Source organism: Noviherbaspirillum galbum (assembly GCF_010974945.1).
GTDB lineage: Bacteria > Pseudomonadota > Gammaproteobacteria > Burkholderiales > Burkholderiaceae_D > Noviherbaspirillum > Noviherbaspirillum galbum.
In genome coordinates this window covers 91,534-117,856 of record NZ_JAAIVB010000068.1, presented here as the reverse complement: position 1 = coordinate 117,856, position 26,323 = coordinate 91,534, and the positions used below count along the sequence as shown (strand labels likewise).

The following is a 26,323-nucleotide window of genomic DNA, read 5'->3' as shown; positions in this document are numbered from 1 at the left end:
GGAACCCCATGCGTTTTCTGAAACATGTCCTGGCTGCACTCAGCCTCGGTTTCGTTGCCCTGGTCGCAGGCGCAGCACCCGCCAATCCTCAGAACGGCGTCGATTACCGTACCCTCGACAAGCCGCAACAGACCGATTCCGGCAAGAAGGTCGAAGTCACGGAATTCTTCTGGTATTCCTGCCCGCACTGCTTCGCGCTCGATCCCGAACTCGAAGCCTGGGTCAAGAAGCAGGGCGACAAGATCAACTTCCGCCGCGTGCCGGTCGCCTTCCGCGATTCCATGGTGCCCCAGCAAAAGATGTTCTATGCGCTGGAAGCGATGGGCAAGGGCGAAGAACTGCATCGCAAGATCTTCAACACGATTCATGCCCAGCGCCAGCCGCTGGACAGCGAGTCGCAGATCGTCGACTTCCTGACCAAACAGGGCGTGGACAAGCAGAAATTCCTCGAGACCTACAATTCATTCACCGTCCAGACCAAGGCGCAGCGCGCCAAGCAGCTGCAGAATGCCTACAACATCGATGGCGTTCCCCTGCTGGCCGTCGAAGGACGCTACATGACCTCGCCGTCCATTGTTTCCGCCAGCATGGGCAACGTGCCGGAATCCGCGCTCGCACAGGGAACCTTCCAGGTGATGGACTGGCTCGTCGCCAAGGCCGCCAAGGAAATGAAGGGTGAGGCCGCGCCGGCCAAGGGCAAGTAAATCCCGCCGCATCGCCAGCCAGACCATCATGACAGCCCGTCTCTCGCAAGAGGACGGGCTGTTTGTCCATGCGCCTCGTTCCGGAAGCGATGTTATGCTTCACGCCATTCAACGAGGCATGCCATGACCGAGAGTCCTTCCTTCAAGCGGGTGTTCATTACCGGCGCATCCAGCGGCATCGGCGAAGCGCTGGCCAGACGCTACGCGGAGCAGGGTGCCGTCCTGGGTCTCGTGGCGCGTCGCGGCGACATGCTGGCCCGGCTTGCGGCCGGCCTGCCTCATCCCGAGCGGCACTGCATCTATGCCGTGGATGTGACGGATCACGGCGCGCTGGCCGCCGCGGCCCGGGACTTCATGGAACGGAACGGCGGCGTCGACGTCGTGATCGCCAATGCCGGCGTGTCCCGCGGGACGCTCACCGAGCATGCGGAAGATCTGCCCGTGTTTGAGCGGGTGGTGGCAACCAACCTGATTGCCACGGCAGCCACCTTCCAGCCCTTCGTCGCCCGCATGAAGGAACAGGCCGCGGCGGGTAATCCCGATTGCCGGCTGGTCGGCATCGCGAGCGTGGCCGGCATGCGCGGCTTGCCGGGCTCGGAAGCCTATAGCGCCTCCAAGGCGGCCGTCATCAGCTATTGCGAATCCTTGCGCGTGGAAATGCGCGGCAGCGGCATTCGGGTCGTCACCATCGCGCCGGGTTACATCGACACTCCCATGACCCGGTCGAACCGCTATCCCATGCCCTTCCTGATGCCGGTGGACCGCTTCGCACGGCGCGCGGTCGATGTCATCACCGGCGGCGCCAGCATGCGCTTCATTCCCTGGCAGATGGGTGTGGTCGCTCGCCTGCTGCGCCTGCTTCCCAACTGGCTGTACGACTTTGCCTTTGCCAGGGCGCCGCACAAGGCGCGCGGATCATGAGGCTGGTCGATGCCATCGGTACCGAGCACGTTCCGGTCGTGCAGGAGGAAGCGCGCATCGTCTGCCTCGTGCCTTCGATCACCGAATTGCTGTGCGACCTCGGGCTGGCGGCCCGCCTCGTCGGCCGCACCGGCTTCTGCATTCATCCGGCGGAAGCGGTGGCGTCCATCCCCAAGGTGGGCGGGACGAAGGATGTCAACATCGAGAAGATCCGCCGCCTGGCGCCGACCCACCTTGTCGTGAACATCGACGAGAACAACAAGCCCGACGTCGACGCCCTGGCCGCCTTCATTCCGCATGTGGTGGTGACGCATCCGCTCGGTCCGCGCGACAACCTGGCGCTCTACCGTTTGCTGGGAGGGGTGTTCGGCGCGGAGGAACAGGCCGAGATCCTGTGCGAGGCCTTCGAGCGCGAATACGCGGCGCTGGAAGCAATTTCGAAAGGCGCGCCCGGCACCATGTTGTACTGCATCTGGAAAGACCCCTGGATGACCGTGTCGCACGACACGTATATCGCCAACATGATGGCCCTGGCGGGATGGCGGGCCTGGACGCCAACTTCCGACGCACGTTATCCGCGCTTCGAGTGGTCGGACCGGCTCGTCTCGGAAATCGACCGGGTGCTGCTCTCCACCGAGCCTTACCGTTTCACCGAAGAGCATGCCGATGCGCTGGAGCGGCAGATTGGAAAACCGGTTGACCTGGTGGATGGAGAAATGATGTCGTGGTACGGAAGCCGGGCGATTCGCGGGCTGCGTTATCTGAGAGAGATGATGGTGTTGATGGAGGCGGGGAAGATGGGAGGAAGCATCGCTTACCGGGACCCGCACCTCGGGCAGGATTGAGTCGTCACCGATTCCCGGCCATGAGAGACGGGAATCAGCGCAGGTCGGTCCTATTCCTTCTGGCGGTTCAGCCTCACCAGCATGCGGATGAATTCACGGGCGATCGCCTGGTGGTGCTCGTCGAGCCGCTGGAGGTCGGCGACCAGCTTGACGTCGGCGGACTCGAAGCGTGCCGGGCCGGCCGCGCTGTCGCCATTGACGGAATCCGCGCCGCCAAAGCGCAGCCATTCAGCGGGAACGCCAAGCCAATGGGCCAGCGTACGCAATTTTTCCTGGGTGGGGATGGCTTCGCCGACGAGCCACTTGCGGGCGGCATGCACCGTAATGGGGCGTCCATCGAAGCGGATGTTGAACTCGCGGGCGAGCTGCGTCGGACTCTCGGGAGAATAGTCGGCGTTTCGCAGTGATTGCTGCAGGCGTTCGCTGAAGCTTTCTCGTTCAATAGTTGGACTCATGAGCGGGAACTATTCCATGTCGTGCTTTAACAGTCAGTCATATAGGAATGACAACCGATCGTGACCTAAACTGTCAAGCAAATTTAACTAACCTTATCTGAGCTTTATAGTTTCGGACAAGGCATGGGCCGTCGGATGACGAGCCAACGCTGAGTGACACTCAAGAGCTAACTGTTCAATGTATCAGGAATAGCACAGAAAACTGCATACGCAAGACGGATGCGATGGCAATTAGAGTTCGCCGAAGCCGTAGTCGCGTTCGACCAGGGCGATGCGCGTCTTGAACGCCGTGTACCATTCGGCGCGGCCACGCTCCTGCGCGACGAGATGCTCGGCATGGGCTTTCCAGGCGCGGATGGCTTCCAGCGACGACCAGTAGGAAACGGTGATGCCCAGGCCGTCGCGGGCGGATTCCACGCCGAGGAAGCCCGCTTGTTCGCGTGCAAGCGCGATCATGCGCTCCGCCATCTCGCCATACCCCGCGTCGACATCGGTGCGCAGGGAAGTGAAGATCACGGCGTAGTAGGGTGGGCGCGGCGTGGAGGCGATCATGGCAGGATCAGGCGGGAGAGGAGAGGGGGCGGGTGCGAAAGCGGATGATGCCGTCCTCGCCGACGCTGCGGTCAAGCACGCCGTCGAACCAGAGCTTGTGCAGGTGGGCCAGCGCTTCGCCGAGCGCGAAGGTCAGCTGGTGCGCGTCGAGCTTGCGGCGAAACATGACGGGAACGATATCCGTCGCGGATTGCGGTTCGCTGCACGCCGCGACCACCTCGGCGAGGCGCTCTCGATGGTGTTCCGTCAGCTGGACGATCCTTACCTGCAGTCCGCGGAATGGCTTGCCGTGCGAAGGAAGCACCAGCGTGTCGGCGGGAAGCGGCACGAATTTCTGAAGGGAATCGAGGTAGAGCTGGACCGGATTGGCTTCGGGTTCGACCGCGAACACCGATACGTTGGTGGAAATCCGCGGCAGCACCATGTCTCCCGAAATCAGCAGCCGGAGGTCGTCGCAATACAGCGCCGCATGTTCCGGCGCGTGGCCGAAGCCGGTGATCACCTGCCACGCATGCCGTCCTACCCGGATCCGCTGGCCATCCTGCATGCGGCGGTAACACGCCGGCACCGCCGGCACCAGCGTGGAGTAATAACTCTTGCGGCTGCGCAGCTGCTCCAGCATGTCGGCATCGACCATGCCATGACGCTGGAAATGCGGCAGGGACGCGGTGCCATCCACGCCGGGCAGCGCGGCCGACATCATGCGCGCGAAGCCGTATTCGCCGGTCGTCATCCAGAGCGGCGCGTTCCAGCGCGCGCACAGCCAGTCGGCGAGCCCGACATGGTCGGGATGGCAGTGCGTGACCATCACCCGCAGCACCGGCTTGCCTTCCAGGGCCTGTTCGAAGATCTGTTCCCAGGCGGCGCGGGTGGCGTCGGACGCGATGCCGCAATCCACGATGGTCCAGCCGCCGCGGCCATCCTGCTCGTCTTCCAGCAGCCAGAGATTGATGTGGTCGAGGGCGAAGGGCAGCCCCATGCGCAGCCACTTCACGCCGGGAGCCACCTCGTGGACCTGGCCGAGTGGAGGGAGGTAGTCGCCGAAGGCGTAGTTCAGTTGGGATTCGAGCGGGTTCATGGTGACGGTAGAAAATGCCTTCTGGTAACTGCGGAATGTTGCGCCGGCGCGGCCGGAATGCGGCGGGTACTTTACGTTAACGTAAACTGGAATTACAGTTAGCCATTCTAATCACAAACGCCGAAGGTTGCCGACGCCACCATGCCGACCTACACCATCACCGAACTGGCCAGGGAATTCGACATCACGCCGCGCGCGATCCGGTTCTACGAGGACCAGGGCCTGCTCAGCCCCAAGCGCGAGGGCGCGGGCGGACGCACCCGGGTCTACAGCGGCCGCGAACGCACCCGCCTCAAGCTCACCCTGCGCGGCAAGCGCCTCGGGCTCTCGCTGCAGGAAATCAAGGCGCTGGTCGACATGTACGAGTCGCCCAAGGACACGGCGGCCCAGCTCAAGCGCTTCCAGACCGTGCTCGCCCAGCATCGGGAAGCGCTGGAAAGGCAGCGCGAAGACCTGGAAGTGACCCTGGCGGAAATCGCCGCCCACGAGGACGAATGCCGTAGGCTGCTCGCCGGCGGCAAGCCCGACAAGAACGGCGGCCGCAATGAGGGCGGCGAAGGCAACGACGGGAGTGATGGCGAGGCCACGGACGGCAAGCGCGCGCCCCGCCGCGTCCGCAGCGCCGCCTGAGCCCCGGATGCCGTATTTTTACCGTGCCTGCTTTACGTTTACGTAAACGTCAAAGCGAAGTATCATTCCACCAATAATTCCATCATGCGAGGATGACATGCTCCACTTGCCCGGACTGACGTTTGACCATGGCGATGACATCGCCGCGCTGCGCGAAGCCGTGCAGCAGTTTGCCGCCGCCGAGATCGCGCCGCGCGCCGCGGAAATCGACCGCACCGACCAGTTCCCCATGGACCTGTGGAAGAAGATGGGCGACCTGGGCATCCTCGGCGTCACCGTCAGCGAGGAATACGGCGGCACCGACATGGGCTATCTCGCCCACATCGTTGCCATGGAAGAAATCTCGCGCGCCTCGGCCTCGGTCGGCCTGTCCTACGGCGCGCACTCCAACCTCTGCGTCAACCAGATCAAGCGCAACGGCACAGAGGAACAGAAACGCAAGTACCTGCCCAAGCTCATTTCCGGCGAACACGTCGGCGCGCTCGCCATGTCCGAGCCGAATGCCGGGTCCGACGTGGTCAGCATGAAGCTGCGCGCCGACTGGAAGGGCGACCGCTGGGTGCTCAACGGCACCAAGATGTGGATCACCAACGGCCCCGATGCCGACACGCTGGTGGTCTACGCCAAGAACGACATCGAGGCCGGCCCGCGCGGCATGACCGCCTTCCTCATCGAGAAAGGCTTCAAGGGCTTCTCCATCGCGCAGAAGCTCGACAAGCTCGGCATGCGCGGTTCGCACACTGGCGAACTGGTGTTCGAGGATTGCGAGGTGCCGGCCGAGAACGTGCTGGGCGGCCTGGGCAAGGGCGTGAACGTGCTGATGTCGGGCCTGGACTTCGAGCGCACCGTGCTCTCGGGCGGTCCGCTGGGCATCATGCAGGCCTGCATGGACGCGGTGGTGCCCTATGTTCACGACCGCAAGCAGTTCGGCCAGCCGATCGGCGAATTCCAGCTCATGCAAGGCAAGCTGGCGGACATGTACTCGACCATGATGGCCTGCAAGGCCTACGTTTACGCGGTCGGCCAGGCCTGCGACCGCGCTACCTCGCCCGAGCAGGTGCGCGCGCTGCGCAAGGATGCCGCCGGCGCGATCCTGTATTCCGCGGAAAAGGCGACCTGGATGGCAGGCGAAGCCATCCAGGCGCTGGGCGGCAATGGCTACATCAACGAATACCCGGTGGGACGTCTCTGGCGCGATGCGAAGCTCTACGAAATCGGCGCGGGCACCAGCGAAATCCGCCGCATGCTGATCGGACGCGAGCTGTTCGCCGAAACGAAGTAAAGTTTTCGAACCATTCGCCGCGACGTCCGCCAGTTCCAGCGGACGGGCGGCGCAGCCACCAAGGGCAAGGCCAGCACGATGACTCCACCCGATCCGGATTACCGCCAGGTCGTCGAGCGCAGCTTCCAGGAAGCCGCGTTCCTGTCCGACCTCGGCATTCGCCTGCACGACGTCGGCCCCGGCTGGTGCGAGACCGTCCTGCCCGTCGCGCGGCGCCATCTGCAGCACACCGGCATCATCCATGCCGGCGTGCAGTCGACGATCGCCGACCATACCGCCGGCGCCGCGGCGATGTCGCTCACTCCGGCCCACGAATACATCCTCACCGTCGAATTCAAGATCCACCTGCTGCGCCCGGGCAAGGGCGAGTCGCTGTTCTGCCGCGCCGAGGTACTCAAGCCAGGCCGGCATTTCCACGTGGTGGAGTCTCAGGTCTACGCGCTGGACGACGGCAAGCGCACCCTGGTCAGCAAGCTGGTCGCCACCATGGCCGTGCTTGCGCGGCCGTCCGCGGAAGCGTGAGCGCCCATGACGACGCTGCATTCCGCCACGCCCATCCTCCGCCATGACGCGCTGTCGGCCGCGCTCGGCAAGGATGTGCTCCTGAAGCTGGAGAACCTGCAGCCGTCAGGCTCCTTCAAGCTGCGCGGCATCGGCCTCATGTGCCAGCGCGCGGCGCAGCGGGGCGCGGTGCATTTCGTCTGCCCTTCCGGCGGCAATGCCGGCTTCGCCGCCGCGGTCGCCGGATCGCGCCTTGGCATCCGCACAACCATCCTCGTGCCGCAGACCACGCCGGAATCCGTGCGCCAGCGCATACGCGACATCGGTGCGCAGGTCATCGTCGCCGGCGACGTCTGGGATGAGACCAATCACGAAGCCCTGCGCCTGTGCGAGGCGCCCGGCGTGATCTACATTCCGCCCTTCGACCATCCCGACATCTGGGACGGCAATGCCACCCTGGTCGACGAAGCGGCCGCCCAGTGCCGGCAAGCCGGTCATGACTTCGACGCGGTGATCTGTTCCGTGGGCGGCGGCGGCCTGCTGTGCGGCGTGCTGGAAGGCCTGCACCGCAACGGCCTTGCCCATGTGCCGGTCGTTGCCGTCGAAACCGAAGGCGCGGCGTCGCTCAACGCGGCAATGAATGCCGGCGCGCTGGTCACGCTGCCTGCCATCCGCAGCATTGCGTCCACCCTCGGCGCCAAGCGCGTCGCCAGCGCCGCCTTCGACTGGACGCGCCGCCACCCGGTGCATTCCGTCATCGTCAGCGACGCGCAGGCCGTCGACGCCTGCCTGGGTTTCGCGGACGACATGCGCATCGTCGTGGAACCCGCCTGCGGCGCGGCGCTTGCCGTTGCCTATGAGAATCTTGAGGTGATCGCGCCTTTCCGCCGCCCCCTGGTGGTCGTTTGCGGCGGCATCGGCGTCGATTTGGCTAAACTAGCGAGCTGGAAGAATCAATTCAATCTCTGACCATGCGCTACGCCTTTCCCAAGCTTCTCAAGTCCCAGATCGCGTACGACATCGCGCGCACCATCCTCGACGGCTTCGACAAGCACTACCGTCTGTTCCGCGCCGCGACCCACGACGCCAAGCGTTACTTCGAGCAGGGCGACTGGAAAACCGCGCAAACCGCCGCGCGGGAACGCATTTCCTACTACGACAGGCGGGTGGCGGAATGCGTGCAGACTCTCGAAGACGAATACGACCAGGCGGAAATCAGCGATGAAGTCTGGCGCGAGGTGAAGCTCCATTACATCGGCCTGCTGATCGACCACAAGCAGCCGGAGCTGGCCGAAACCTTCTTCAATTCGGTCTGCTGCAACATCCTGCACCGGACCTATTTCCACAACGACTTCATCTTCGTGCGCCCGGCGGTCTCCACCGAGTACATCGAGCCGGAAGAAGCCAAGCCGACCTACCGCGTGTATTACCCCGCGACCGACGGCCTGCGCTTCACCCTCAAGCGCATCGTGACCAACTTCCAGCTTTCCACGCCGTTCGCCGACCTCGACCGCGACGTCGGCCTCGTCGAGGACCGCATGCGGGCCATGTTCGGCAACGACCTGCTGGAGCCGAACCACCAGATCCAGGTGCTGGCCAACCTGTTCTACCGCAACAAGGGCGCCTACATCGTCGGCAAGGGCATCAACGGCAACCGCATCTATCCCTTCGTCGTGCCCATCCTGTACAACCGCAAGGGACAGCTGGTGCTCGACACGGTGCTGTTCGACCCCACCCTGATCACCGTGCTGTTTTCCTTCACCCGGGCCTACTTCCTGGTGGACATGGAAGTGCCCTCGGGCTACGTGCATTTCCTGCGCACGCTCATGCCGTACAAGCCGCGCAGCGAGATCTACACCATCCTCGGCCTGCAGAAGCAGGGCAAGGGCGCCTTCTACCGCGACTTCCTGCATCACCTGCACCACTCGTCGGACTGCTTCGAGTCCGCGCCCGGCATCCGCGGCCTGGTGATGGTAGTGTTCGCGCTGCCGTCCTTCCCCTACGTCTTCAAGGTCATCAAGGACCATTTCCCGCCGCCGAAGGAAACGACCCGCGCGCTGGTCAAGGAGAAATACCTGCTGGTGAAGAACCACGACCGGGTCGGGCGCATGGCCGACACCCTGGAGTATTCCAACGTCGCCTTCCCGCGCCTGCGCTTTTCCGAGGAGCTCCTGGCCGAGCTGAAGTCGGTCGCGCCCTCCATCGTCGAGGAAGAAGACGACCAGATCATCATCCGGCACGTCTACATCGAGCGCCGCATGACGCCGCTGAACATCTGGATCTCCGAGGCGGAAAAGCGCGGCGACCACGCCGCCATCGAGCACGCCATCATCGAGTACGGCAATGCCATCAAGGACATGGTCGGCGTCAACATCTTCCCCGGCGACATGTTGTACAAGAACTTCGGCGTCACCAAGCATGGACGCGTGGTGTTCTACGACTACGACGAGATCGAATACATCACCGACTGCAATTTCCGCGCGATTCCCGCGCCGCGCAACGAGGAAGACGAGATGGCCAGCGAACCCTGGTATCCGGTTGCCAAGAATGATGTCTTTCCCGAGCAGTTCGGCACCTTCCTGCTCGGCAATCTCGAAGTGCGCAAGTACTTCCTGAAACACCACGCCGACCTGCTCGCGCCGGACTATTGGCAGCGCGCGAAGCAGCGCATCCTCGACGGCCACATCGAGGACGTCTTTCCCTATCCGCAGGAACTGCGGTTCAGCTACAAGCCATTCAGCCCGACGGCCCAGGCGGCCTAGGAAGAACACACCCCCAACGGAGATCCACCATGAACGATCCAATTGTCATTGTCGGCGCAGCCCGCACCCCCATGGGCGCGTTCCAGGGCGACTTTTCCGGCCTGTCCGCCTCGGACCTCGGCGCGGTTGCGATCCGCGCGGCGGTCGAGCGCGCCGGCCTCGAGCCGAAGTTCGTCGATGAAGTCCTGTTCGGCAACTGCCTGATGGCGGGCCAGGGACAGGCGCCCGCTCGCCAGGCTGCCATCAAGGCAGGCATTCCCGTCTCGGCCGGCGCGGTCACGCTCTCCAAGATGTGCGGTTCGGCCATGAAGACGACGATGATGGGCTTCGACTCGCTCATCGCCGGCAGCAACGAGGTCGTGGTCGCCGGCGGCATGGAATCCATGACCAATGCGCCCTACCTCATTCCCAAGGCGCGCGGCGGCTACCGCATCGGCCACGCCATGATGTATGACCACATGATGCTCGACGGCCTGGAAGACGCCTACGAGCGCGGCCGTTCCATGGGCACCTTCGCCGAGGAGTGCGCCGCCAAGTACCAGTTCACCCGTGAAGAGCAGGATGCCTACGCCGTGGCCTCGGTCAAGCGCGCCCAGGCCGCCACCAATGACGGCTCCTTCAAGTGGGAGATCGCCGCCGTCACCGTGCCGGGCAAGGCGGGCGACGTGGTGATCGACAAGGACGAAGGCCCCGTGAAGGCCAAGCCGGAAAAGATTCCCTCGCTCAAGCCGGCATTCAAGAAGGACGGCACCATCACCGCCGCGTCCTCCTCGTCCATCAACGACGGCGCGGCCGCGCTGGTGATCATGCGCGAATCCACCGCGAAGAAGCTCGGCTGCACGCCGATCGCGCGCATCCTCGGCCACAGCACCCACGCACAGGAACCGAACTGGTTCACCACCGCGCCGATCGGCGCCATCGAGAAGCTCTACAAGAAGCTCAACCTGACCACCAAGGACGTCGACCTGTTCGAGATCAACGAGGCCTTCGCGGCGGTGCCGATGGCGGCGATGCGCGACCTCGGCATCCCGCATGACAAGATCAACATCCACGGCGGCGCCTGCGCCCTCGGCCACCCGATCGGCGCCTCCGGCGCGCGCATCCTCGTGACCCTGCTCGGCGCGCTGAAGAAAACCGGCGGCAAGCTGGGCGTGGCCTCGCTCTGCATCGGCGGCGGCGAAGGCACCGCGATGGCGATCGAGCTGCTCTAAGGCAGCAACCGCCCCGATCCTTCTCTCCCTCGCCGCGCGGCGACGGAGAGAAGGCAGCGCACCAACTTTCCAGGATACGCATCATGCCCAATGCACTCATCATCGGCGCTTCCCGCGGTCTCGGCCACGAGTTCGTGCGGCAGCTTGCCGGCCAAGGGTGGAAGGTATTCGCCACCGCACGCAACGACGCGGCGCTCGAAGAGCTGCGCGGCGTGGGCGCGCATGCCTGCAAGCTCGACGTTGCCAGGCCGGAGTCGCTGGCCGGCCTCGGCTGGCAGCTCGACGGCGAATCCTTCGACCTGGCGATCTACGTGGCCGGCGTGTTCGGTCCGCGCGAAGGGGCGAAGAGCGCGCCGACCCGCCAGGATTTCGACCTGGTGATGCATACCAACGTGCTCGGCGCGATGCAGGCCTTGCTGCTGGTCGCGCCGATGGTCGAGGCGGCGAAGGGAAAGCTGGTCTTCATCAGCAGCGACATGGCCAGCATCGCCGACGCCTCGTCCAGCTACGGCTGGATCTACCGCAGTTCCAAGGCGGCGCTGAACATGGCGGTCAGGAGCGCCGCCAGCGATTATCCCGGCGCCACCTTCGCGGTGCTCAGCCCGGGCTGGGTCCGCACCGACATGGGCGGCGAGAACGCGCCGCTGGAAGCCAGTGAAAGCGTGGCCGGCATGCTGGACGTCATCGCCGGCCTGAAGCCGGAAGAATCGGGCGCCTACCGGAACTACGCCGGCAAGACCATGCCGTGGTGACCCGCCAGAACGTCAGCAACGACCCCGGACAACGACAAGACAAGGAAGCCAGCACATGGTGCTATCCGAACAGCATGAAATGATCCGCGACGCCCTGCGAACCTTCTCGCAGGAGCGCCTGGCGCCCAACGCCGCGCGCTGGGACAAGGAACACCACTTCCCGAAGGAAGAGCTCAAGGGCCTCGCCCAGCTCGGCGCCTTCGGCGTGGCGGTGCCCGAGGAGCTCGGCGGCGCCGGGCTCGACTACACCTCGCTCGCCCTCGTGCTGGAAGAAATCGCGGCGGGTGACGGCGGCACCTCCACCATCATTTCGGTCAACAACTGCCCGGTGTGCAGCATCGCGATGATGTATGCCAGCGACGCGCAGAAGGAACAATTCCTCAAGCCGCTCGCGCGCGGCGACATGCTCGGCGCCTTCTGCCTCACCGAGCCGCATGTCGGCAGCGACGCCTCCGCGCTGCGCACCACCGCCACGCGCGACGGCGACCATTACGTGCTCAACGGCGTCAAGCAATTCATCACCAGCGGCAAGCATGCCGACGTGGCCATCGTCATGGCGGTCACCGACAAGACTGCAGGCAAGCGCGGCATCAGCGCCTTCTGGGTGCCGACCTCCACGCCCGGCTACGTCGTGGCGCGGCTGGAAGAAAAGATGGGCCAGCATTCCTCCGACACCGCGCAGATCCTGTTCGAGAATTGCCGCATTCCCGCCTCGTACCTGATCGGCGAGGAAGGCATGGGCTACAAGATCGCGCTGTCCGGCCTGGAGGGCGGGCGCATCGGCATCGCCTCGCAAGCGGTCGGCATGGCGCGCGCCGCCTTCGACGCCGCGCTGCAATACGCCAAGGAACGCACCAGCTTCGGCCAGGCGCTGTTCCAGCACCAGGCGGTGCAGTTCAGGCTGTCCGAGATGGCCACGCAGATCGAGGCGGCGCGCCAGCTCATCCTGCACGCGGCCAGCCTGAAGGACGCGGGCAAGCCCTGCCTCAAGGAAGCCGCGATGGCCAAGCTGTTTGCCACCGAGATGGCCGAGCGCGTCTGCTCCGACGCCATCCAGGTGCACGGCGGCTACGGCTACGTCAGCGACTTCCCGGTGGAGCGCATCTATCGCGACGTGCGCGTCTGCCAGATCTACGAAGGCACCAGCGACATCCAGAAAATCCTCATCGGCCGCGCGCTGGCCTGAACGAAAAGGGAGAAAGTCATGCCATTGAAAAAAGGATACCGCCAGCTCGTCGACGAAGCCATGGCGCAGGTGAAGACCTACAGCGTGGATGAAGCGCTCGCCAGGATGACCGATCCGGAAGTGCAGTTCGTCGACATCCGCGACGTCCGCGAACTCGAGCGCGAAGGCGTCATCCCCGGTGCCTATTCCGCGCCGCGGGGAATGATCGAATTCTGGGTGGATCCGGATTCGCCGTACTTCAAGCCGGTCTTCCAGGGCAAGAAGGAATACATCTTCTTTTGCGCCGCCGGCTGGCGCAGCGCCCTGACCACCAAGACCGTGCAGGACATGGGCATGGACAACGTCGCGCACATCGACGGCGGCTTCGGCGCCTGGAAGAAGGCGGGCGCTCCGGTGGAAGACAAGGCGAAAAAGGCATGACGAAGAAGTTCGACCTGGTGGCCTTCGACTGCGACGGCGTGCTCGTCGACAGCGAGCCCGTCACCTGCGGCGTGCTTTCCGACATGCTCAACGAACTTGGCTGGCAAGTCGGCCTCGAGGAAACGATGCGCCTGTTCGTCGGCAGGCTGGTGCGCGACGAACTGCCCATGATCGCCCGCCATGCCGCGAAGCCGGTGCCGGATTCCTTCTATCCCGAATTCGTCGCCCGCCGCAATGCCGCGCTGGAAGCGGGCATCGAGCCGGTAAGGAACATCCACCTGGCGGTGGAGGACCTGGTCAGGCACGACACCGCGTTTTGCGTCGCTTCCGGCGCGGACCGCGCGAAGATGCGCCTCACGCTCGGCAAGACCGGCCTGCTGCCTTACTTCGACGGCAAGCTGTTCAGCGGCATGGAAGTGCCGCGCACCAAGCCGGCGCCAGACGTCTACCTGCTCGCCGCGCAGACCATGGGCGTGCATCCGTCCCGCTGCGTGGTGGTCGAGGATACGCCGACCGGCGTCACCGCCGGCGTCGCGGCTGGCATGACGGTGTTCGGCTATGCCGAGCGCATGCCCGCGCAAGCGCTGCTCGATGCCGGCGCCGCGCTGGTGTTCGACGACATGGCGCACCTGCCCGGGCTGGTGCGGTGATGGGGGGCAAGACCACTTCGGCCTGTCCCTGTGGCGGCAAGGATTATGCAGGCTGCTGCGGGCGCTTCATCGAAGGCGGACAACTTGCGGGGACGGCAGAGGAATTGATGCGCTCGCGGTACACCGCCTATGTCCTGCGCGACGATGCCTACCTGAAGGCAACCTGGCACCCGAGCACTCGTCCCGCCGACAATCTGGTCGCGGACGAGGGCCTCAAGTGGCTGGGGCTGGAAGTGCGCCGGCATGTGCCGGACGGCGACCGTGCCACGGTGGAATTCGTTGCCCGCTGCAAGAGCGGCGGACGCGCGCAGCGTTTGCATGAAGTGAGCAGCTTCGTCCGAGAGGACGGCAGGTGGTACTACGTGGATGGCAGTTTTCCGGAGAAGGGCGGGTGATTCCCTTGTCATTCCCGCGCAGGCGGGAATCCCATTTCGGATGACTAGCTGAAAGCCACAAAACACAAGACTAGAGACACAAGAAACCAGAAACTAGATACAACGAGAACAAGGTACACAAACATGCCGATCATCGAAAGCAAGCTCAATCCCCGCGGCGACGAGTTCAAGGCCAATGCCGCTGCCATGCAGCAGGTCGTGGACGACCTGCGCGACAAGGTGGAAAAAATCATGCTCGGCGGCGGCGACGACGCCCGCAGGAAGCACACCGCCCGCGGCAAGCTGCTGCCGCGCGACCGGGTGCAGATGCTGCTCGATCCCGGCACGCCTTTCCTGGAGTTTTCCCAGATGGCGGCGTTCGACATGTACGACAACGCCGCGCCTGCCGCGGGCGTCATCACCGGCATCGGCCGCGTGGCCGGCCAGGAATGCGTGATCGTCTGCAACGACGCCACCGTCAAGGGCGGAACCTACTACCCGATGACGGTAAAGAAACACTTGCGGGCACAGGAAATCGCCGACCAGAACAACCTGCCCTGCATCTACCTCGTGGACTCCGGCGGCGCCAACCTGCCCAACCAGGATGACGTCTTCCCCGACCGCGACCACTTCGGCCGCATCTTCTTCAACCAGGCCAACATGTCGGCCAAGGGCATCCCGCAGATCGCGGTGGTGATGGGTTCCTGCACCGCCGGCGGCGCCTACGTGCCGGCCATGAGCGATGAATCCATCATCGTCAAGGAACAGGGCACCATCTTCCTCGGCGGCCCGCCGCTGGTGAAGGCGGCCACCGGCGAAGTGGTGAGCGCGGAAGACCTCGGCGGCGGCGACGTGCATACCCGGCTGTCGGGCGTGGTCGACCACCTGGCGCAGAACGACATGCACGCGCTCTCGCTGGCGCGCACCATCGTTTCCAACCTCAACCGCCAAAAACCCCGGCAGCTGGTGCTGCGCGAACCGGTCGAGCCGAAATACGACGGCCGCGAACTCTACGGCGTGATTCCCACGGACACCCGCAAGCCCTTCGACGTGCGCGAGGTCATCGCCCGCATCGTCGACGGCAGCGAGTTCGACGAGTTCAAGGCACGCTACGGCACCACGCTGGTGTGCGGTTTCGCCCACATCTTCGGCATGCCGGTCGGCATCATCGCCAACAACGGCATCCTGTTCTCCGAGTCGGCGCTCAAGGGCACCCACTTCATCGAACTGTGCTGCCAGCGCAAGATCCCGCTGGTGTTCCTGCAGAACATCACCGGCTTCATGGTGGGACGCAAGTACGAAAACGAAGGCATCGCCCGCAACGGCGCGAAGATGGTGACGGCGGTGGCGACGGCGGCGGTGCCGAAGTTCACCGTGATCATCGGCGGCAGCTTCGGCGCCGGCAACTACGGCATGTGCGGCAGGGCGTATTCGCCGCGTTTCCTCTGGATGTGGCCCAACGCGCGCATCTCGGTCATGGGCGGCGAGCAGGCGGCCAGCGTGCTGGCGACCGTCAAGCGCGACGGCATCGAAGGCAAGGGCGGCAGCTGGAGCCGCGAAGAGGAAGAGGCGTTCAAGCAGCCCATCAAGGAACAGTACGAGCACCAGGGGCATCCCTATTACGCCTCGGCGCGCCTGTGGGACGACGGCATCATCGATCCGGCCGACACCCGCATGGTGCTGGGCCTGGGCTTGTCGGCCGCGCTGAACGCGGAAATCGCGGACACCCGGTTCGGCGTCTTCCGCATGTGATGGGGGAGGGCGGCGCTCGGCTACAATGCGCCCTCCGACGTATTCCGCCGACTTTCAGGAAACGGAAAGAATCATGCAAACCATTGAAATAGAACACAGCGGCCCGGTCGCCACCGTGTGGCTCAACCGGCCGGACATGCGCAACGCCTTCAATGAAACCAGCATCGCCGAGATCACCCAGGCCTTCCGCGACCTGGGCGCCCAGGCCGGCGTGCGCGTCATCGTCCTCGCCGCGCGCGGGCCGGCTTTCTGCGCCGGCGCCGACCTGAACTGGATGAAGAAGATGGCCGGCTACACCCATGAGGAAAACCTCGCGGACGCCGCCCAGCTCGCCGACATGCTCCGCACCATCTATGCCTGCCCCAAGCCGGTGGTGGCGAAGGTGCAGGGCGACTGCTATGCCGGCGGCATGGGGCTGGTCGCCGCCTGCGACATCGCCGTCGCCGCCGACAGCGCCGGTTTCTGCCTCAGCGAAGTCAAGCTCGGCCTGATCCCCGCCACCATTTCCCCCTACGTCATCAAGGCCATGGGCGAGAGCGCCGCCCGCCGGTATTTCATTACCGCCGAACGCTTCACGGCGCAGGAAGCGCAGCGCATCGGCTTCGTGCATGCCCTGGCCGGCGCGGCCGACCTGGACGCCGTGACGAGCGATATCGTCAAGGCGATCGCGAACAACAGCCCGAACGCGGTCAAGGAAGCCAAGCGACTGGTGCAGGATGTCGCCGGCCGCCCCCTGACGCTGGAACTCATCGCCGATACCGCCGGACGCATTGCCGACATCCGCAGTTCGGAAGAAGGCAAGGAAGGCGTCCGCTCCTTCCTCGAGAAACGCAAGCCGGACTGGCTGCAGCAGCCTTGAGCATTTGCGCCACGAAGAGAGCGACAGCATCACAGGAGCAGCAAGCTTGAATCAAGCAACACAATTCGCGCAGCCGTCGAATGCCGACTGGATCAGCCGCAGCCTCAGGAGCGTGTGGCATCCATGCACGCAGATGCAGCACCATGAAAGCGTGCCGCTGGTGCCGGTGAGCCACGGCCGCGGCGCCTGGCTCTATGGCGCCGACGGCGGGCGCTACCTCGATGCGATCAGCTCGTGGTGGGTCAACCTGTTCGGCCATGCCAACCAGCGCATCAATGCCGCCCTCAAGGAACAGCTCGACATGCTCGAGCATGCGATGCTCGCCGGCTTCACCCATGAGCCGGTCATTACCTTGTCGGAGAAGCTGTCGGCGCTTGCCGGCGGCCGCCTCGGACATTGCTTCTACGCCTCCGACGGCGCCTCGGCCACCGAGATCGCGCTGAAGATGAGCTTCCATTACTGGCGCAACTCCGGCCAGGCCGACAAGCAGGAATTCGTCTGCCTGCGCGGCAGCTACCATGGCGAGACGGTGGGCGCGCTTGGCGTTACCGACGTGGCATTGTTCCGCGATGCCTATGGCCCCTTGCTGCAGCGCGCGCATGTCGTGGCATCGCCCGACGCGCGCGGCGCGCGCGACGGCCAGAGCGCGGCCGACGTTGCCGACGCGGCGGCGGACGAACTCGATGCCCTGCTCCGGGAACGCGCCGGCCGCATCGCCGCGGTCATCGTCGAGCCGCTGGTGCAGTGCGCCGCCGGCATGGCGATGCACGACCCGCAGTACCTGCGCCGTCTGCGCGCGCTCTGCGACCGCCATGGCGTGCACCTCATCGCCGACGAGATCGCCGTGGGCTGCGGCCGCACCGGCAGCTTCTTCGCCTGCGAACAGGCCGGCATCTGGCCGGACTTCGTCTGCCTGTCCAAGGGCATCAGCGGCGGCTACCTGCCGCTGTCGCTCGTCATGACGCGCGACGACATCTACCAGGCCTTCTACGACGCCGATGTCCGGCGCGGCTTCCTGCATTCGCATTCCTATACGGGCAATCCGCTCGCCTGCCGCGCGGCGCTCGCTACCCTGCAGATCTTCGAGGAAGACAAGGTGCTGGAACGCAACCGCGTGAAGGCCGCCGCGATGCGCGAGGCACTCCAGCCAATCGCCGAAGATCCTCGCGTGGCGCATTTCCGACAGCAGGGAATGATCTGGGCCTTCGATGCGGTGATCGACGATCCGCAGCAGGCCGCCAGCTTTTCCCGGCGCTTCTTCACCGAGGGCTTGCGCCAGGAACTGCTGCTGCGGCCCATCGGCCGCACGGTCTACCTCATGCCGCCCTACATCCTCGACGAAGAGGAAATCCACCTGCTGGCGTCGCGCACCCGCAGCGTCTTCGATGCCGTCATGGGAGGCCGATGATGGAATTGCTGGCATCCCTGGAGCGCCGCCTGGCGCAACTCGACGAGCAGCACCTGCGCCGCCGCCGCCGCATCGCCGAGACGCCTTGCGCGCCGCACGTGACGGTCGATGGCCGCCCCATGCTCGCCTTCTGCAGCAACGACTATCTCGGCCTCGCCGCGCACCCGCGCATCGTGCAGGCCTTGCGCGAGGGCGCCCTGCGCTACGGAGCGGGCAGCGGCGCGTCGCATCTCATCAGCGGTCACTCCCGGGCGCACGCGCTGCTGGAGGAAAAGCTTGCCGGATGCATGGCGCCGCATATCGGCGAGGCGGACGCGCTGAGCTTCTGCACCGGCTACATGGCCAACCTGGCGATCCTGACCGCGCTGGCCGGAACGGACGGCGAAATCTTTTCCGAAGCCCTGAACCACGCGTCGCTGATCGACGGCGCACGGCTGTCGCGCGCGGCGGTGCAGGTCTATCCGCATGGCGACACCGCCACCCTGCAACGCCTGCTTGCCGCAAGCAAGGCTGCCACCAAGCTGGTCGTGACCGACAGCGTGTTCAGCATGGACGGCGACATCGCGCCGCTGCATGCGCTGGCGGCCTTGTGCGAGCGGCATGGCGCCTGGCTGGTGATCGACGACGCGCATGGATTCGGCGTCCTCGGCAAGCATGGCCGGGGCGTGCTGGAACACCTCGGACTGTCGTCGCCGCACATCGTCTACATGGGCACGCTCGGCAAGGCGGCCGGCGTGGGCGGCGCCTTCGTCGCGGCGCACCGCACCGTGATCGACTGGCTGGTGCAGCGGGCGCGGCCCTACATCTACACGACCGCCGCGCCGCCGGCGCTCGCGCATGCCTTGCTGGAGTCGCTCGAACTCATGGGCGGCGACGAAGGCATGGAACGCCGCGCCCATCTGCGCAGCCTCGTCGGCGAACTCAAGAACCGCCTCAGGCTGCAGCGGTGGACCTTGTTCGCGTCGGAGACCGCCATCCAGCCCATCATCGTCGGCGACAACCGCGTCGTCCTGCGGGCGGCAGCGCATCTTCAGGAGCAGGGCATCTGGGTGCCTGCGATCCGGCCGCCGACCGTTCCCGCCGGCACCGCCCGCCTGCGGGTGACCCTGTCCGCCTCGCATACCCACGACGACGTCGCGCGCCTGGCGGATGCGCTCAATGCCATGGAAAGGGAGATCGCCGAATGAATGCCATGCATTATTTCGTGACCGGGACCGATACCGAGATCGGCAAGACGCTGATTGCCAGTGCCATGCTGCATGCGTTCGGCAGGTCCGGCGTGCGCGCGATCGGCATGAAGCCCATCGCCGCCGGCGCCGAACAGCGCCATGGCGTCTGGCGCAACGAAGACGTCGACATGCTGGCCGCCGCCTCCAACATCAGCCTGCCGCGCCAGCTGACCACGCCCTATCTGCTTCGCGACGCCACCGCACCCCACATCGCCGCCGCACAGGAAGACGTCGACTTGTCCATTCCGCACATCCTCGGCTGCTACCGCGACGTCGCGGCGCAAACCGATGCAATGGTGGTGGAGGGCGTCGGCGGCTTCCGCGTTCCGCTCGGCAACGGCAAGAGCACGGCCGACCTGGCGCAGGCGCTCGGCCTGCCGGTGGTGCTCGTGGTGGGCCTGCGCCTCGGCTGCCTCAACCATGCCCTGCTGACGGCGGAAGCCATCGCCGCGCGTGGCCTGACGCTGGCCGGCTGGGTTGCCAACCTGGTCGACCCGGCCATGCGGCACGGTGTCGCCAACATCGAAACCCTGGCCGCCGGCCTCGATGCGCCGCTGCTGGGTTGCGTCCCGCGCCTGCCGTCGCCGCTGCCGCCCTTCGCGGCGGAACACCTCGATTTTTCCAGCCTGCCGGGATGGCCTGCGCCGTCCCCGGCACGCGCAAGACCCGTCCAACCTGCCTGAAAAGAGATCGTTGCCATGTCGCTGCCATCCGTCACCTTCCACCCCCTGCCGACTCCAGCCGAAAAGCGCGCCATGGCGGCCCAGCGCTGGCCGGTGGACAAGGTGCTCGAACTGTTCGAGCTGCCGTTCAACGAGCTGATGTACCGCGCGCAGCAGGTGCACCGCCAGCACTTCGACCCCACCGAGGTCGAGCTGGCCACGCTGCTGTCCATCAAGACCGGCGGCTGCCCGGAAGACTGCGGCTACTGCCCGCAGGCCGCGCGCTACGACACCGGCGTCACCGCGCAAAAGCTGCTTGAGCTCGAAACGGTCCTGAATGCCGCGCGCGCCGCCAAGGAGCATGGCGCCACCCGCTTCTGCATGGGCGCCGCCTGGCGCAGCCCCAAGGACCGCGACCTGGAACACGTCGAAGCCATGGTGCGCGGCGTCAAGGCGCTTGGCCTCGAAGCCTGCGCCACGCTGGGCATGCTGGAAGACGGCCAGGCCGAGCGCCTCGCCGCCGCCGGCCTGGACTACTACAACCACAACCTCGACACCGCGCCCGAGTTCTACAACGACATCATTTCCACCCGCCAGTACGAAGACCGTCTCGATACGCTGGACAAGGTGCGCGGCGCCGGCATCAAGGTCTGCTGCGGCGGCATCGTCGGCATGGGCGAGTCGCGCCGCCAGCGCGCAGGCCTCGTGGCGCAGGTGGCGAACCTCGAGCCGTATCCCGAGTCGGTGCCGATCAACCACCTGGTGCAGGTCAAGGGCACGCCGCTGTACGGGCAGGACAAGCTCGATCCGCTGGAATTCGTGCGCACCATCGCGGTGGCGCGCATCACCATGCCGAAGGCTCGGGTACGATTGTCCGCGGGGCGGCGCGAACTCGGCGAGGCGGTGCAGGCGCTCTGCTTCGCTGCTGGCGCGAATTCGATTTTCTACGGCGACAAGCTGCTGACCACCGGCAACCCGGACGTGGAAGCCGATCGCCAGTTGCTGGAAAAGCTCGGCATGCGCACGACGCACGTGGAAGTGAATGCCAAGCTGGCGCATGAAGGATGAATAAGACTCCCTCCCCTTGAAGAGGAGGGAGCATATGGGCTCCCCTTCAAGGGGAGAGAAAAAAAACGCCCCGCGCCCACAAGGCAGACGGGCACCCCCAAAGGAGTCGTCAGCATGTTCACCAAGATCCTGATTGCCAACCGCGGCGAAATCGCCTGCCGCGTCGCCGCCACCGCCCACCGCATGGGCATCAAGACCGTCGCCGTTTACTCCGAGGCCGACGCCAATGCCAAGCATGTCGCCGTCTGCGACGAGTCGGTGCTCATCGGTCCGGCGCCGGCCAAGGAAAGCTACCTGCGCGCGGACAAGATCATCGAGGTCGCCAAGGCGACCGGCGCGCAGGCCATCCATCCCGGCTACGGCTTCCTGTCGGAAAACGAAGACTTCGCCGACGCCTGCGCCAAGGCTGGCATCGCCTTCATCGGCCCGCCGGCCTCGGCCATCCGCGCCATGGGCTCAAAGTCGGCAGCGAAGGCCTTGATGGAAACCGCCAGCGTGCCGCTCGTTCCCGGCTACCACGGCGATAACCAGGATGCATCCTTCCTGCAGGAGCAGGCAGACCGCATCGGCTACCCGGTGCTGCTCAAGGCCTCCGCCGGCGGCGGCGGAAAGGGCATGCGCATCGTCGAGAAGAGCGCCGACTTCAAGGCTGCGCTCGAATCGTGCAAGCGCGAAGCCATCAACAGCTTCGGCGACGACAAGGTGCTGGTCGAGAAATACCTCACCCGTCCGCGCCACATCGAGATCCAGGTCTTCGCCGACACGAAGGGCGAGTGCGTCTACCTGTTCGAGCGCGACTGCTCGGTGCAGCGCCGCCACCAGAAGGTGCTGGAGGAAGCGCCGGCGCCGGGCATGACGCCTGAGCGACGCCAGGCCATGGGCGAGGCGGCCGTGGCCGCCGCCAAGGCGGTGGGCTACGTCGGCGCGGGCACGGTGGAATTCATCGCCAACCAGGACGGCAGCTTCTACTTCATGGAAATGAACACCCGCCTGCAGGTGGAGCATCCGGTCACGGAAATGATCACCGGCATGGACCTGGTGGAATGGCAACTGCGCGTGGCCTTCGGCGAAGCCTTGCCGAAGCAGCAGCATGAGCTGGCGATCCATGGCCATGCGCTCGAGGCGCGGGTGTATGCCGAGAATCCGGAAAAGGGCTTCCTTCCTTCCATCGGCACGCTGCGCCACATGCATACCCCGGCGGCGGTCAACTTCGAACTCGGCAAGGGTGCAATCGGCGGCGATCCGGCCGCAGTTCGCATCGACTCCGGCGTGCGCGAAGGCGATGCAATCTCGCCCTTCTACGACCCGATGATCGCCAAGCTCATCGTCTGGGGCAAGGACAGGGAGGAAGCGCTCGCGCACATGGCGCAAGCCTTGTCGGAATACCAGGTGGTCGGCCTGGCAACGAACATCGCCTTCCTCAAGCGCCTGGTGGAAAGCCAGCCGTTCGCGTCCGCCGACCTCGACACCGGCCTCATCGAGCGCAACCATGCGGCCTTGTTTCCGCAGGCGGCCGGCGCCACATTGGAAGTGCTGGCGCTGGCGGCCGCTTCGCTGCTGGCATCGGAAAGGCAGGGCGCCGCCAACGATGCTCGCAAACCCTGGGCCGATACCAGCGGCTGGCGCATGAACGCCGCGCTCAGGCGCGTGCTGGACTACGGCGACGAGTCCGGCCGGTCGCCGCTGGCGGTGGAATACGCGAATGCCGGCTGGAAGGTCGAGGCCGGCGGGCGCGGCGCCCTCATGACGCTGGTGGAGCAGCAGAGCAAGCGCCTGGTGATCAAGCTCGACGGCTCGACGGTGCGCGGCACCGTGGTGCGCGACGGCGAGACCTTCCACGTGTTCACCGGCGGCGCGCATCATGCGCTCAACTACAACGATCCCCTGGCGCACGCCGGCGAAGCGGAAGCGGAAGGCGGACGCCTGACCGCGCCCATGCCCGGCAAGATCGTGGCGGTGCTGGTCGAAAAAGGCAAGGAAGTCGAAAAAGGCGCACCATTGCTCATCATGGAAGCCATGAAAATGGAGCACACCATCGCCGCGCCGGCGAACGGCACCGTCGAGGACCTGCTGTACCTCGTTGGCGACCAGGTCGCCGAAGGCGCGCAACTGCTCGCCTTCAAGGCGGCATAACATTGCAAGAAGGGAACATCATGGGTTTGCCCCGCAAAGTCAAGATCATCGACGTCGGCCCGCGCGACGGCCTGCAGAACGAAAAGGAAACGATCCCGGTTGAGGTGAAGGTCGAGCTGGTGGACCGCCTGACCGACGCCGGCTTCGTCAACATCGAAGCCGCCTCCTTCGTCTCGCCGAAGTGGGTGCCGCAGATGGCCACCTCGGCCGAAGTCATGGCAAGAATCCGCCGCAAGCCCGGCGTGATTTATTCCGTGCTGGTGCCGAACATGAAAGGCTTCGAGGCGGCCTTGGAAGCGAAGGCCGACGAGGTGGTGATCTTCGGCGCGGCCTCCGAGGCGTTCTCGCAGCGGAACATCAACTGCTCCATCGCCGAATCCATTGAGCGCTTCCGCGACGTGGCCGCCGCCGCCAAGCAGCACAACATCCGCCTGCGCGGCAGCATCAGCTGCACCATGGGCTGTCCTTACCAGGGCGAGGTGCCGCCCGAAAACACGGCAGACGTGGTCAGGCGCCTGCGCGACCTGGGCTGCGACGAAATCGACATCGCCGACACCATCGGCGTCGCCACGCCGAACAAGGTCAAGGCGGTGTTCGAGGCCGCGGGCCGCGAGTTTCCGATCGCCCGGCTGGCGGGGCATTTCCACGACACCTATGGCCAGGCGCTGGCGAACATCTACGCCGCGCTGGAAATGAACGTGGAAATCTTTCACTCGTCCACCGCGGGCCTCGGCGGATGCCCGTATGCCAAGGGCGCGACCGGCAACGTCTCGACCGAGGACGTGCTGTACATGATGAAGGGCCTGGGCATCGAGACCGGCATCGACCTCGACAAGGTGGTCGACGCCGGGCAGTTCATCTCGGCCCACCTCGGCCGCAAGGCGGTGAGCCGGGCGGGCAACGCCATCGCCGCCAAGCGGGCCGCCTGAACGACATCACCGGCTCCCGGATACCCGGGAGCGCAAGCCGCCGTGAAATTGCTGCTCAAGGAAATCCGCGCCTGCCAGGCTTGCGCCGCGCACCTGCCGCATGGCGTCAGGCCGGTGGTGCAGGCGGGCCGGACGGCGCGCCTGCTCATCGTCGGGCAGGCGCCGGGGCGCATCGTGCATGAAACCGGCATTCCCTGGAACGACGCGTCCGGCGAGCGCCTGCGGCAATGGCTGCAGATGACGCCAGAGGTGTTCTACGATGCGCGCCAGGTGGCCATCGTGCCCACCGGCTTCTGTTTTCCCGGCACCGGGCGCAGCGGCGACCTGCCGCCGCGCCCGGAGTGCGCGCCGCTGTGGCATCGCCGCTTGCTCGACGCCATGCCCGGCGTGCGGCTGACGCTGCTGATCGGCGCGCATGCGCAAAAGTACTATCTGCGCGAGAATGGCAAGGCCAGCCTGACGGACAACGTCAGGCATTTCGAGGATGTCCTGCCGCGCTATTTTCCGCTGCCGCATCCCAGTCCGCGCAATCGCCTCTGGCTGGCGCGCAATCCCTGGTTCGAGCAGGACGTGCTGCCCGCGCTGCGCCGCGAAGTCGGGCGCGCCCTGGCGTCCGGGGACGCGTGATCCCAGCTAGGCCGCCATCCCATTCAAGGAGTGTTTGAACGCATGCAAGACGAAACCGATACCCGACTGCCAGACACCGCTCGGCGCGTGGCCGACCTGCTGGCCGCGATGGGCCACGACAGGCAGGTGGTCATGCTGCCCGCGACCGGCAAGACCTCGGCGGAAGCCGCCGCCGGCCTGGGTTGCGACATCGCCCAGATCGCCAAGTCCATCGTGTTCCGCCGCCTGTCCGACGATGCCGCGGTGATGATCGTTGCCAGCGGCGCGAACCGCGTCGACGAGGGCAAGGTCGCGGCGCTCGTCGGCGCGCTCGGCAAGGCCGATGCGAAATTCGTCAAGGAGCGCATCGGCTACGCGATCGGCGGCGTCTGCCCGATCGGCCACGTGCAGAAAACGGTGATGCTGGTGGACGAAGACCTGCTCAAGCTGGACAATGTCTGGGCGGCCGCCGGCCATCCGCACGCGGTGTTCAACCTGACGCCGCGCCAGCTGCTCGACATGACCGGCGCGCCGGTGGCGGACGTCGCGCTGCGCGCCTGAGCGTAGCCCTGCGCGATCTGGCGAGAGACATCAACGGGAGACAAGCATGCAGCGACGCACCCTCATCACAGGCCTGGCTGGCGGCATCGTTGCCGCCGCCGGCGTGGCCCTGCTCTGGCCGCGGCGCGACGCGCAGGCGCTGACCATCGTTGCCCTGCTGCCGCAGCTCGACGCGCTGGCCGCCGCGCCGGTCCGCAGCACCGGCGCCTGGACCCCATTCCAGATCTTTTCCCATTGCGCGCAGACGGCGGAATATGCCCTCACCGGCTTCCCGGTTCAGAAATCGAAGCTGTTCCAGGACAGCGTGGGCAAGACCGCCTTCGCCGCCTTTTCCGTGCGCCGCGCCATGAAGCATGGCCTGGCCGAACCGATCGAGGGCGCGCCGGCGCTGCCCGGCGCCGGCACGGCGGCGCAAGGCATCGCCCGTTTGCGGCAATCGTTGCTGGCCTTCTCGGCGCACCAGGGTAGCCTGCAGCCGCACTTCGCCTACGGCGCGCTCGAGAAGCGGGACTACGAGGCGGCGCTGGTATTGCACGTGCACAATCACCTGGAGGAAATCCGGACGTGACCCGCATTCCCTTTCCGCCGGAAGAGGGCGGCACCGTGCCGTCGCCGTGCATCAATGTCTGCAGGATGAATCCGCAAACAGGGTTGTGCGAAGGATGCTGGCGCACCATCGACGAGATCGTCATGTGGGGCACGGCGGACAACGACAAGAAGAAGGCGGTCTGGGCCGAAATCGAACGGCGGCAGCAGGCCTTGTTTTGAAGCGCAGCAGCGACAAACTTCGGGG

At 65.6% G+C, this 26,323-nt stretch carries 29 protein-coding genes; 26 read left to right on the top strand and 3 right to left on the bottom strand.

Going from position 1 to position 26,323, the window contains the following annotated elements; translation table 11 throughout:
• Positions 1-8: 8 nt before the first annotated feature.
• The 3 genes from G3574_RS19470 (at position 9) to G3574_RS19460 (ending at position 2,470) form a co-directional block, all read left to right on the top strand.
• Positions 9-704 carry a thiol:disulfide interchange protein DsbA/DsbL gene (locus G3574_RS19470; RefSeq protein ID WP_163966961.1) on the top strand — a complete coding sequence of 232 codons (696 nt, stop codon included), beginning with the start codon at positions 9-11 and terminating at the stop codon, positions 702-704.
• Positions 705-827: 123 nt separating this feature from the next.
• A complete protein-coding gene (locus tag G3574_RS19465; protein WP_163966958.1) occupies positions 828-1,625 on the top strand; it encodes an SDR family oxidoreductase in 798 nt (265 codons plus the stop codon).
• Entirely contained in the window at positions 1,622-2,470 is an 849-nt protein-coding gene (locus G3574_RS19460; protein WP_163966956.1) for a helical backbone metal receptor, read from the top strand. Before G3574_RS19465 ends, G3574_RS19460 begins: the two co-directional genes overlap by 4 nt.
• A 50-nt stretch (positions 2,471-2,520) precedes the next feature.
• Here G3574_RS19460 and G3574_RS19455 read toward each other — a convergent pair whose 3' ends face one another.
• From G3574_RS19455 to G3574_RS19445, 3 genes are all read right to left on the bottom strand, one after another.
• On the bottom strand, positions 2,521-2,925 hold the full coding sequence (locus tag G3574_RS19455) for a hypothetical protein (RefSeq protein WP_163966952.1): 405 nt from the start codon (positions 2,923-2,925) through the stop codon (positions 2,521-2,523).
• Between the two features lie 231 nt (positions 2,926-3,156).
• Entirely contained in the window at positions 3,157-3,477 is a 321-nt protein-coding gene (locus tag G3574_RS19450; protein WP_163966950.1) for an antibiotic biosynthesis monooxygenase family protein, read from the bottom strand.
• 7 nt (positions 3,478-3,484) lie between these two features.
• On the bottom strand, positions 3,485-4,555 hold the full coding sequence (locus G3574_RS19445; protein WP_163966947.1) for an MBL fold metallo-hydrolase: 1,071 nt from the start codon (positions 4,553-4,555) through the stop codon (positions 3,485-3,487).
• Between the two features lie 141 nt (positions 4,556-4,696).
• Here G3574_RS19445 and G3574_RS19440 point away from each other — a divergent pair, with 141 nt between their 5' ends.
• The 23 genes from G3574_RS19440 (at position 4,697) to G3574_RS19330 (ending at position 26,298) form a co-directional block, all read left to right on the top strand.
• On the top strand, positions 4,697-5,185 hold the full coding sequence (locus tag G3574_RS19440) for a MerR family transcriptional regulator (RefSeq protein WP_163966945.1): 489 nt from the start codon (positions 4,697-4,699) through the stop codon (positions 5,183-5,185).
• 97 nt (positions 5,186-5,282) lie between these two features.
• Positions 5,283-6,467, top strand: coding sequence for an isovaleryl-CoA dehydrogenase (locus G3574_RS19435; RefSeq protein WP_163966941.1), 1,185 nt, complete (start codon positions 5,283-5,285; stop codon positions 6,465-6,467).
• 78 nt (positions 6,468-6,545) lie between these two features.
• A complete protein-coding gene (locus tag G3574_RS19430) occupies positions 6,546-6,989 on the top strand; it encodes a PaaI family thioesterase (protein WP_163966939.1) in 444 nt (147 codons plus the stop codon).
• 6 nt (positions 6,990-6,995) lie between these two features.
• Entirely contained in the window at positions 6,996-7,937 is a 942-nt protein-coding gene (locus tag G3574_RS19425; RefSeq protein WP_163966937.1) for a pyridoxal-phosphate dependent enzyme, read from the top strand.
• Between the two features lie 2 nt (positions 7,938-7,939).
• Positions 7,940-9,730 carry a bifunctional isocitrate dehydrogenase kinase/phosphatase gene (gene aceK, locus G3574_RS19420; protein WP_163966933.1) on the top strand — a complete coding sequence of 597 codons (1,791 nt, stop codon included), beginning with the start codon at positions 7,940-7,942 and terminating at the stop codon, positions 9,728-9,730.
• Positions 9,731-9,759: 29 nt separating this feature from the next.
• Positions 9,760-10,941, top strand: a complete 1,182-nt coding sequence (locus tag G3574_RS19415; RefSeq protein ID WP_163966930.1) for an acetyl-CoA C-acetyltransferase — start codon at positions 9,760-9,762, stop codon at positions 10,939-10,941.
• Between the two features lie 83 nt (positions 10,942-11,024).
• Positions 11,025-11,693, top strand: coding sequence for an SDR family oxidoreductase (locus G3574_RS19410; protein ID WP_163966927.1), 669 nt, complete (start codon positions 11,025-11,027; stop codon positions 11,691-11,693).
• A 55-nt stretch (positions 11,694-11,748) separates the two neighbouring features.
• Positions 11,749-12,879: an acyl-CoA dehydrogenase family protein gene (locus tag G3574_RS19405; protein WP_163966924.1), complete on the top strand. Its 1,131-nt coding sequence runs from the start codon at positions 11,749-11,751 to the stop codon at positions 12,877-12,879.
• An 18-nt stretch (positions 12,880-12,897) separates the two neighbouring features.
• Positions 12,898-13,299 carry a rhodanese-like domain-containing protein gene (locus tag G3574_RS19400; RefSeq protein ID WP_163966921.1) on the top strand — a complete coding sequence of 134 codons (402 nt, stop codon included), beginning with the start codon at positions 12,898-12,900 and terminating at the stop codon, positions 13,297-13,299.
• The gene (locus G3574_RS19395; RefSeq protein WP_163966918.1) at positions 13,296-13,949 is read left to right on the top strand and encodes an HAD family hydrolase; all 654 of its coding nucleotides are present in this window, start codon (positions 13,296-13,298) and stop codon (positions 13,947-13,949) included. Before G3574_RS19400 ends, G3574_RS19395 begins: the two co-directional genes overlap by 4 nt.
• A complete protein-coding gene (locus tag G3574_RS19390) occupies positions 13,949-14,344 on the top strand; it encodes a YchJ family protein (RefSeq protein ID WP_163966915.1) in 396 nt (131 codons plus the stop codon). Before G3574_RS19395 ends, G3574_RS19390 begins: the two co-directional genes overlap by 1 nt.
• Before the next feature lie 123 nt (positions 14,345-14,467).
• Entirely contained in the window at positions 14,468-16,075 is a 1,608-nt protein-coding gene (locus G3574_RS19385; protein ID WP_163966912.1) for a carboxyl transferase domain-containing protein, read from the top strand.
• A gap of 73 nt (positions 16,076-16,148) precedes the next feature.
• Positions 16,149-16,934: an enoyl-CoA hydratase/isomerase family protein gene (locus tag G3574_RS19380; RefSeq protein ID WP_163966909.1), complete on the top strand. Its 786-nt coding sequence runs from the start codon at positions 16,149-16,151 to the stop codon at positions 16,932-16,934.
• A 46-nt stretch (positions 16,935-16,980) separates the two neighbouring features.
• A complete protein-coding gene (gene bioA / locus G3574_RS19375) occupies positions 16,981-18,342 on the top strand; it encodes an adenosylmethionine--8-amino-7-oxononanoate transaminase (RefSeq protein ID WP_163966906.1) in 1,362 nt (453 codons plus the stop codon).
• Positions 18,342-19,529: an 8-amino-7-oxononanoate synthase gene (gene bioF / locus G3574_RS19370; RefSeq protein ID WP_163967087.1), complete on the top strand. Its 1,188-nt coding sequence runs from the start codon at positions 18,342-18,344 to the stop codon at positions 19,527-19,529. Before bioA ends, bioF begins: the two co-directional genes overlap by 1 nt.
• The gene (bioD, locus tag G3574_RS19365) at positions 19,526-20,254 is read left to right on the top strand and encodes a dethiobiotin synthase (protein ID WP_163966903.1); all 729 of its coding nucleotides are present in this window, start codon (positions 19,526-19,528) and stop codon (positions 20,252-20,254) included. Before bioF ends, bioD begins: the two co-directional genes overlap by 4 nt.
• Positions 20,255-20,269: 15 nt before the next feature.
• The gene (bioB, locus tag G3574_RS19360) at positions 20,270-21,301 is read left to right on the top strand and encodes a biotin synthase BioB (RefSeq protein WP_407941686.1); all 1,032 of its coding nucleotides are present in this window, start codon (positions 20,270-20,272) and stop codon (positions 21,299-21,301) included.
• A 114-nt stretch (positions 21,302-21,415) separates the two neighbouring features.
• The gene (locus G3574_RS19355) at positions 21,416-23,434 is read left to right on the top strand and encodes an acetyl/propionyl/methylcrotonyl-CoA carboxylase subunit alpha (protein WP_163966901.1); all 2,019 of its coding nucleotides are present in this window, start codon (positions 21,416-21,418) and stop codon (positions 23,432-23,434) included.
• Between the two features lie 20 nt (positions 23,435-23,454).
• On the top strand, positions 23,455-24,363 hold the full coding sequence (locus G3574_RS19350; RefSeq protein ID WP_163966899.1) for a hydroxymethylglutaryl-CoA lyase: 909 nt from the start codon (positions 23,455-23,457) through the stop codon (positions 24,361-24,363).
• A 42-nt stretch (positions 24,364-24,405) separates the two neighbouring features.
• The gene (locus G3574_RS19345; RefSeq protein ID WP_163966896.1) at positions 24,406-24,990 is read left to right on the top strand and encodes a uracil-DNA glycosylase family protein; all 585 of its coding nucleotides are present in this window, start codon (positions 24,406-24,408) and stop codon (positions 24,988-24,990) included.
• Between the two features lie 42 nt (positions 24,991-25,032).
• Positions 25,033-25,530: a YbaK/EbsC family protein gene (locus G3574_RS19340; protein WP_163966893.1), complete on the top strand. Its 498-nt coding sequence runs from the start codon at positions 25,033-25,035 to the stop codon at positions 25,528-25,530.
• A gap of 46 nt (positions 25,531-25,576) precedes the next feature.
• The gene (locus G3574_RS19335; protein WP_163966889.1) at positions 25,577-26,098 is read left to right on the top strand and encodes a DUF1569 domain-containing protein; all 522 of its coding nucleotides are present in this window, start codon (positions 25,577-25,579) and stop codon (positions 26,096-26,098) included.
• On the top strand, positions 26,095-26,298 hold the full coding sequence (locus G3574_RS19330) for a DUF1289 domain-containing protein (protein WP_328804817.1): 204 nt from the start codon (positions 26,095-26,097) through the stop codon (positions 26,296-26,298). The genes G3574_RS19335 and G3574_RS19330 overlap by 4 nt, the downstream gene beginning before the upstream one ends.
• The last annotated feature ends 25 nt before the right edge of the window (positions 26,299-26,323 follow it).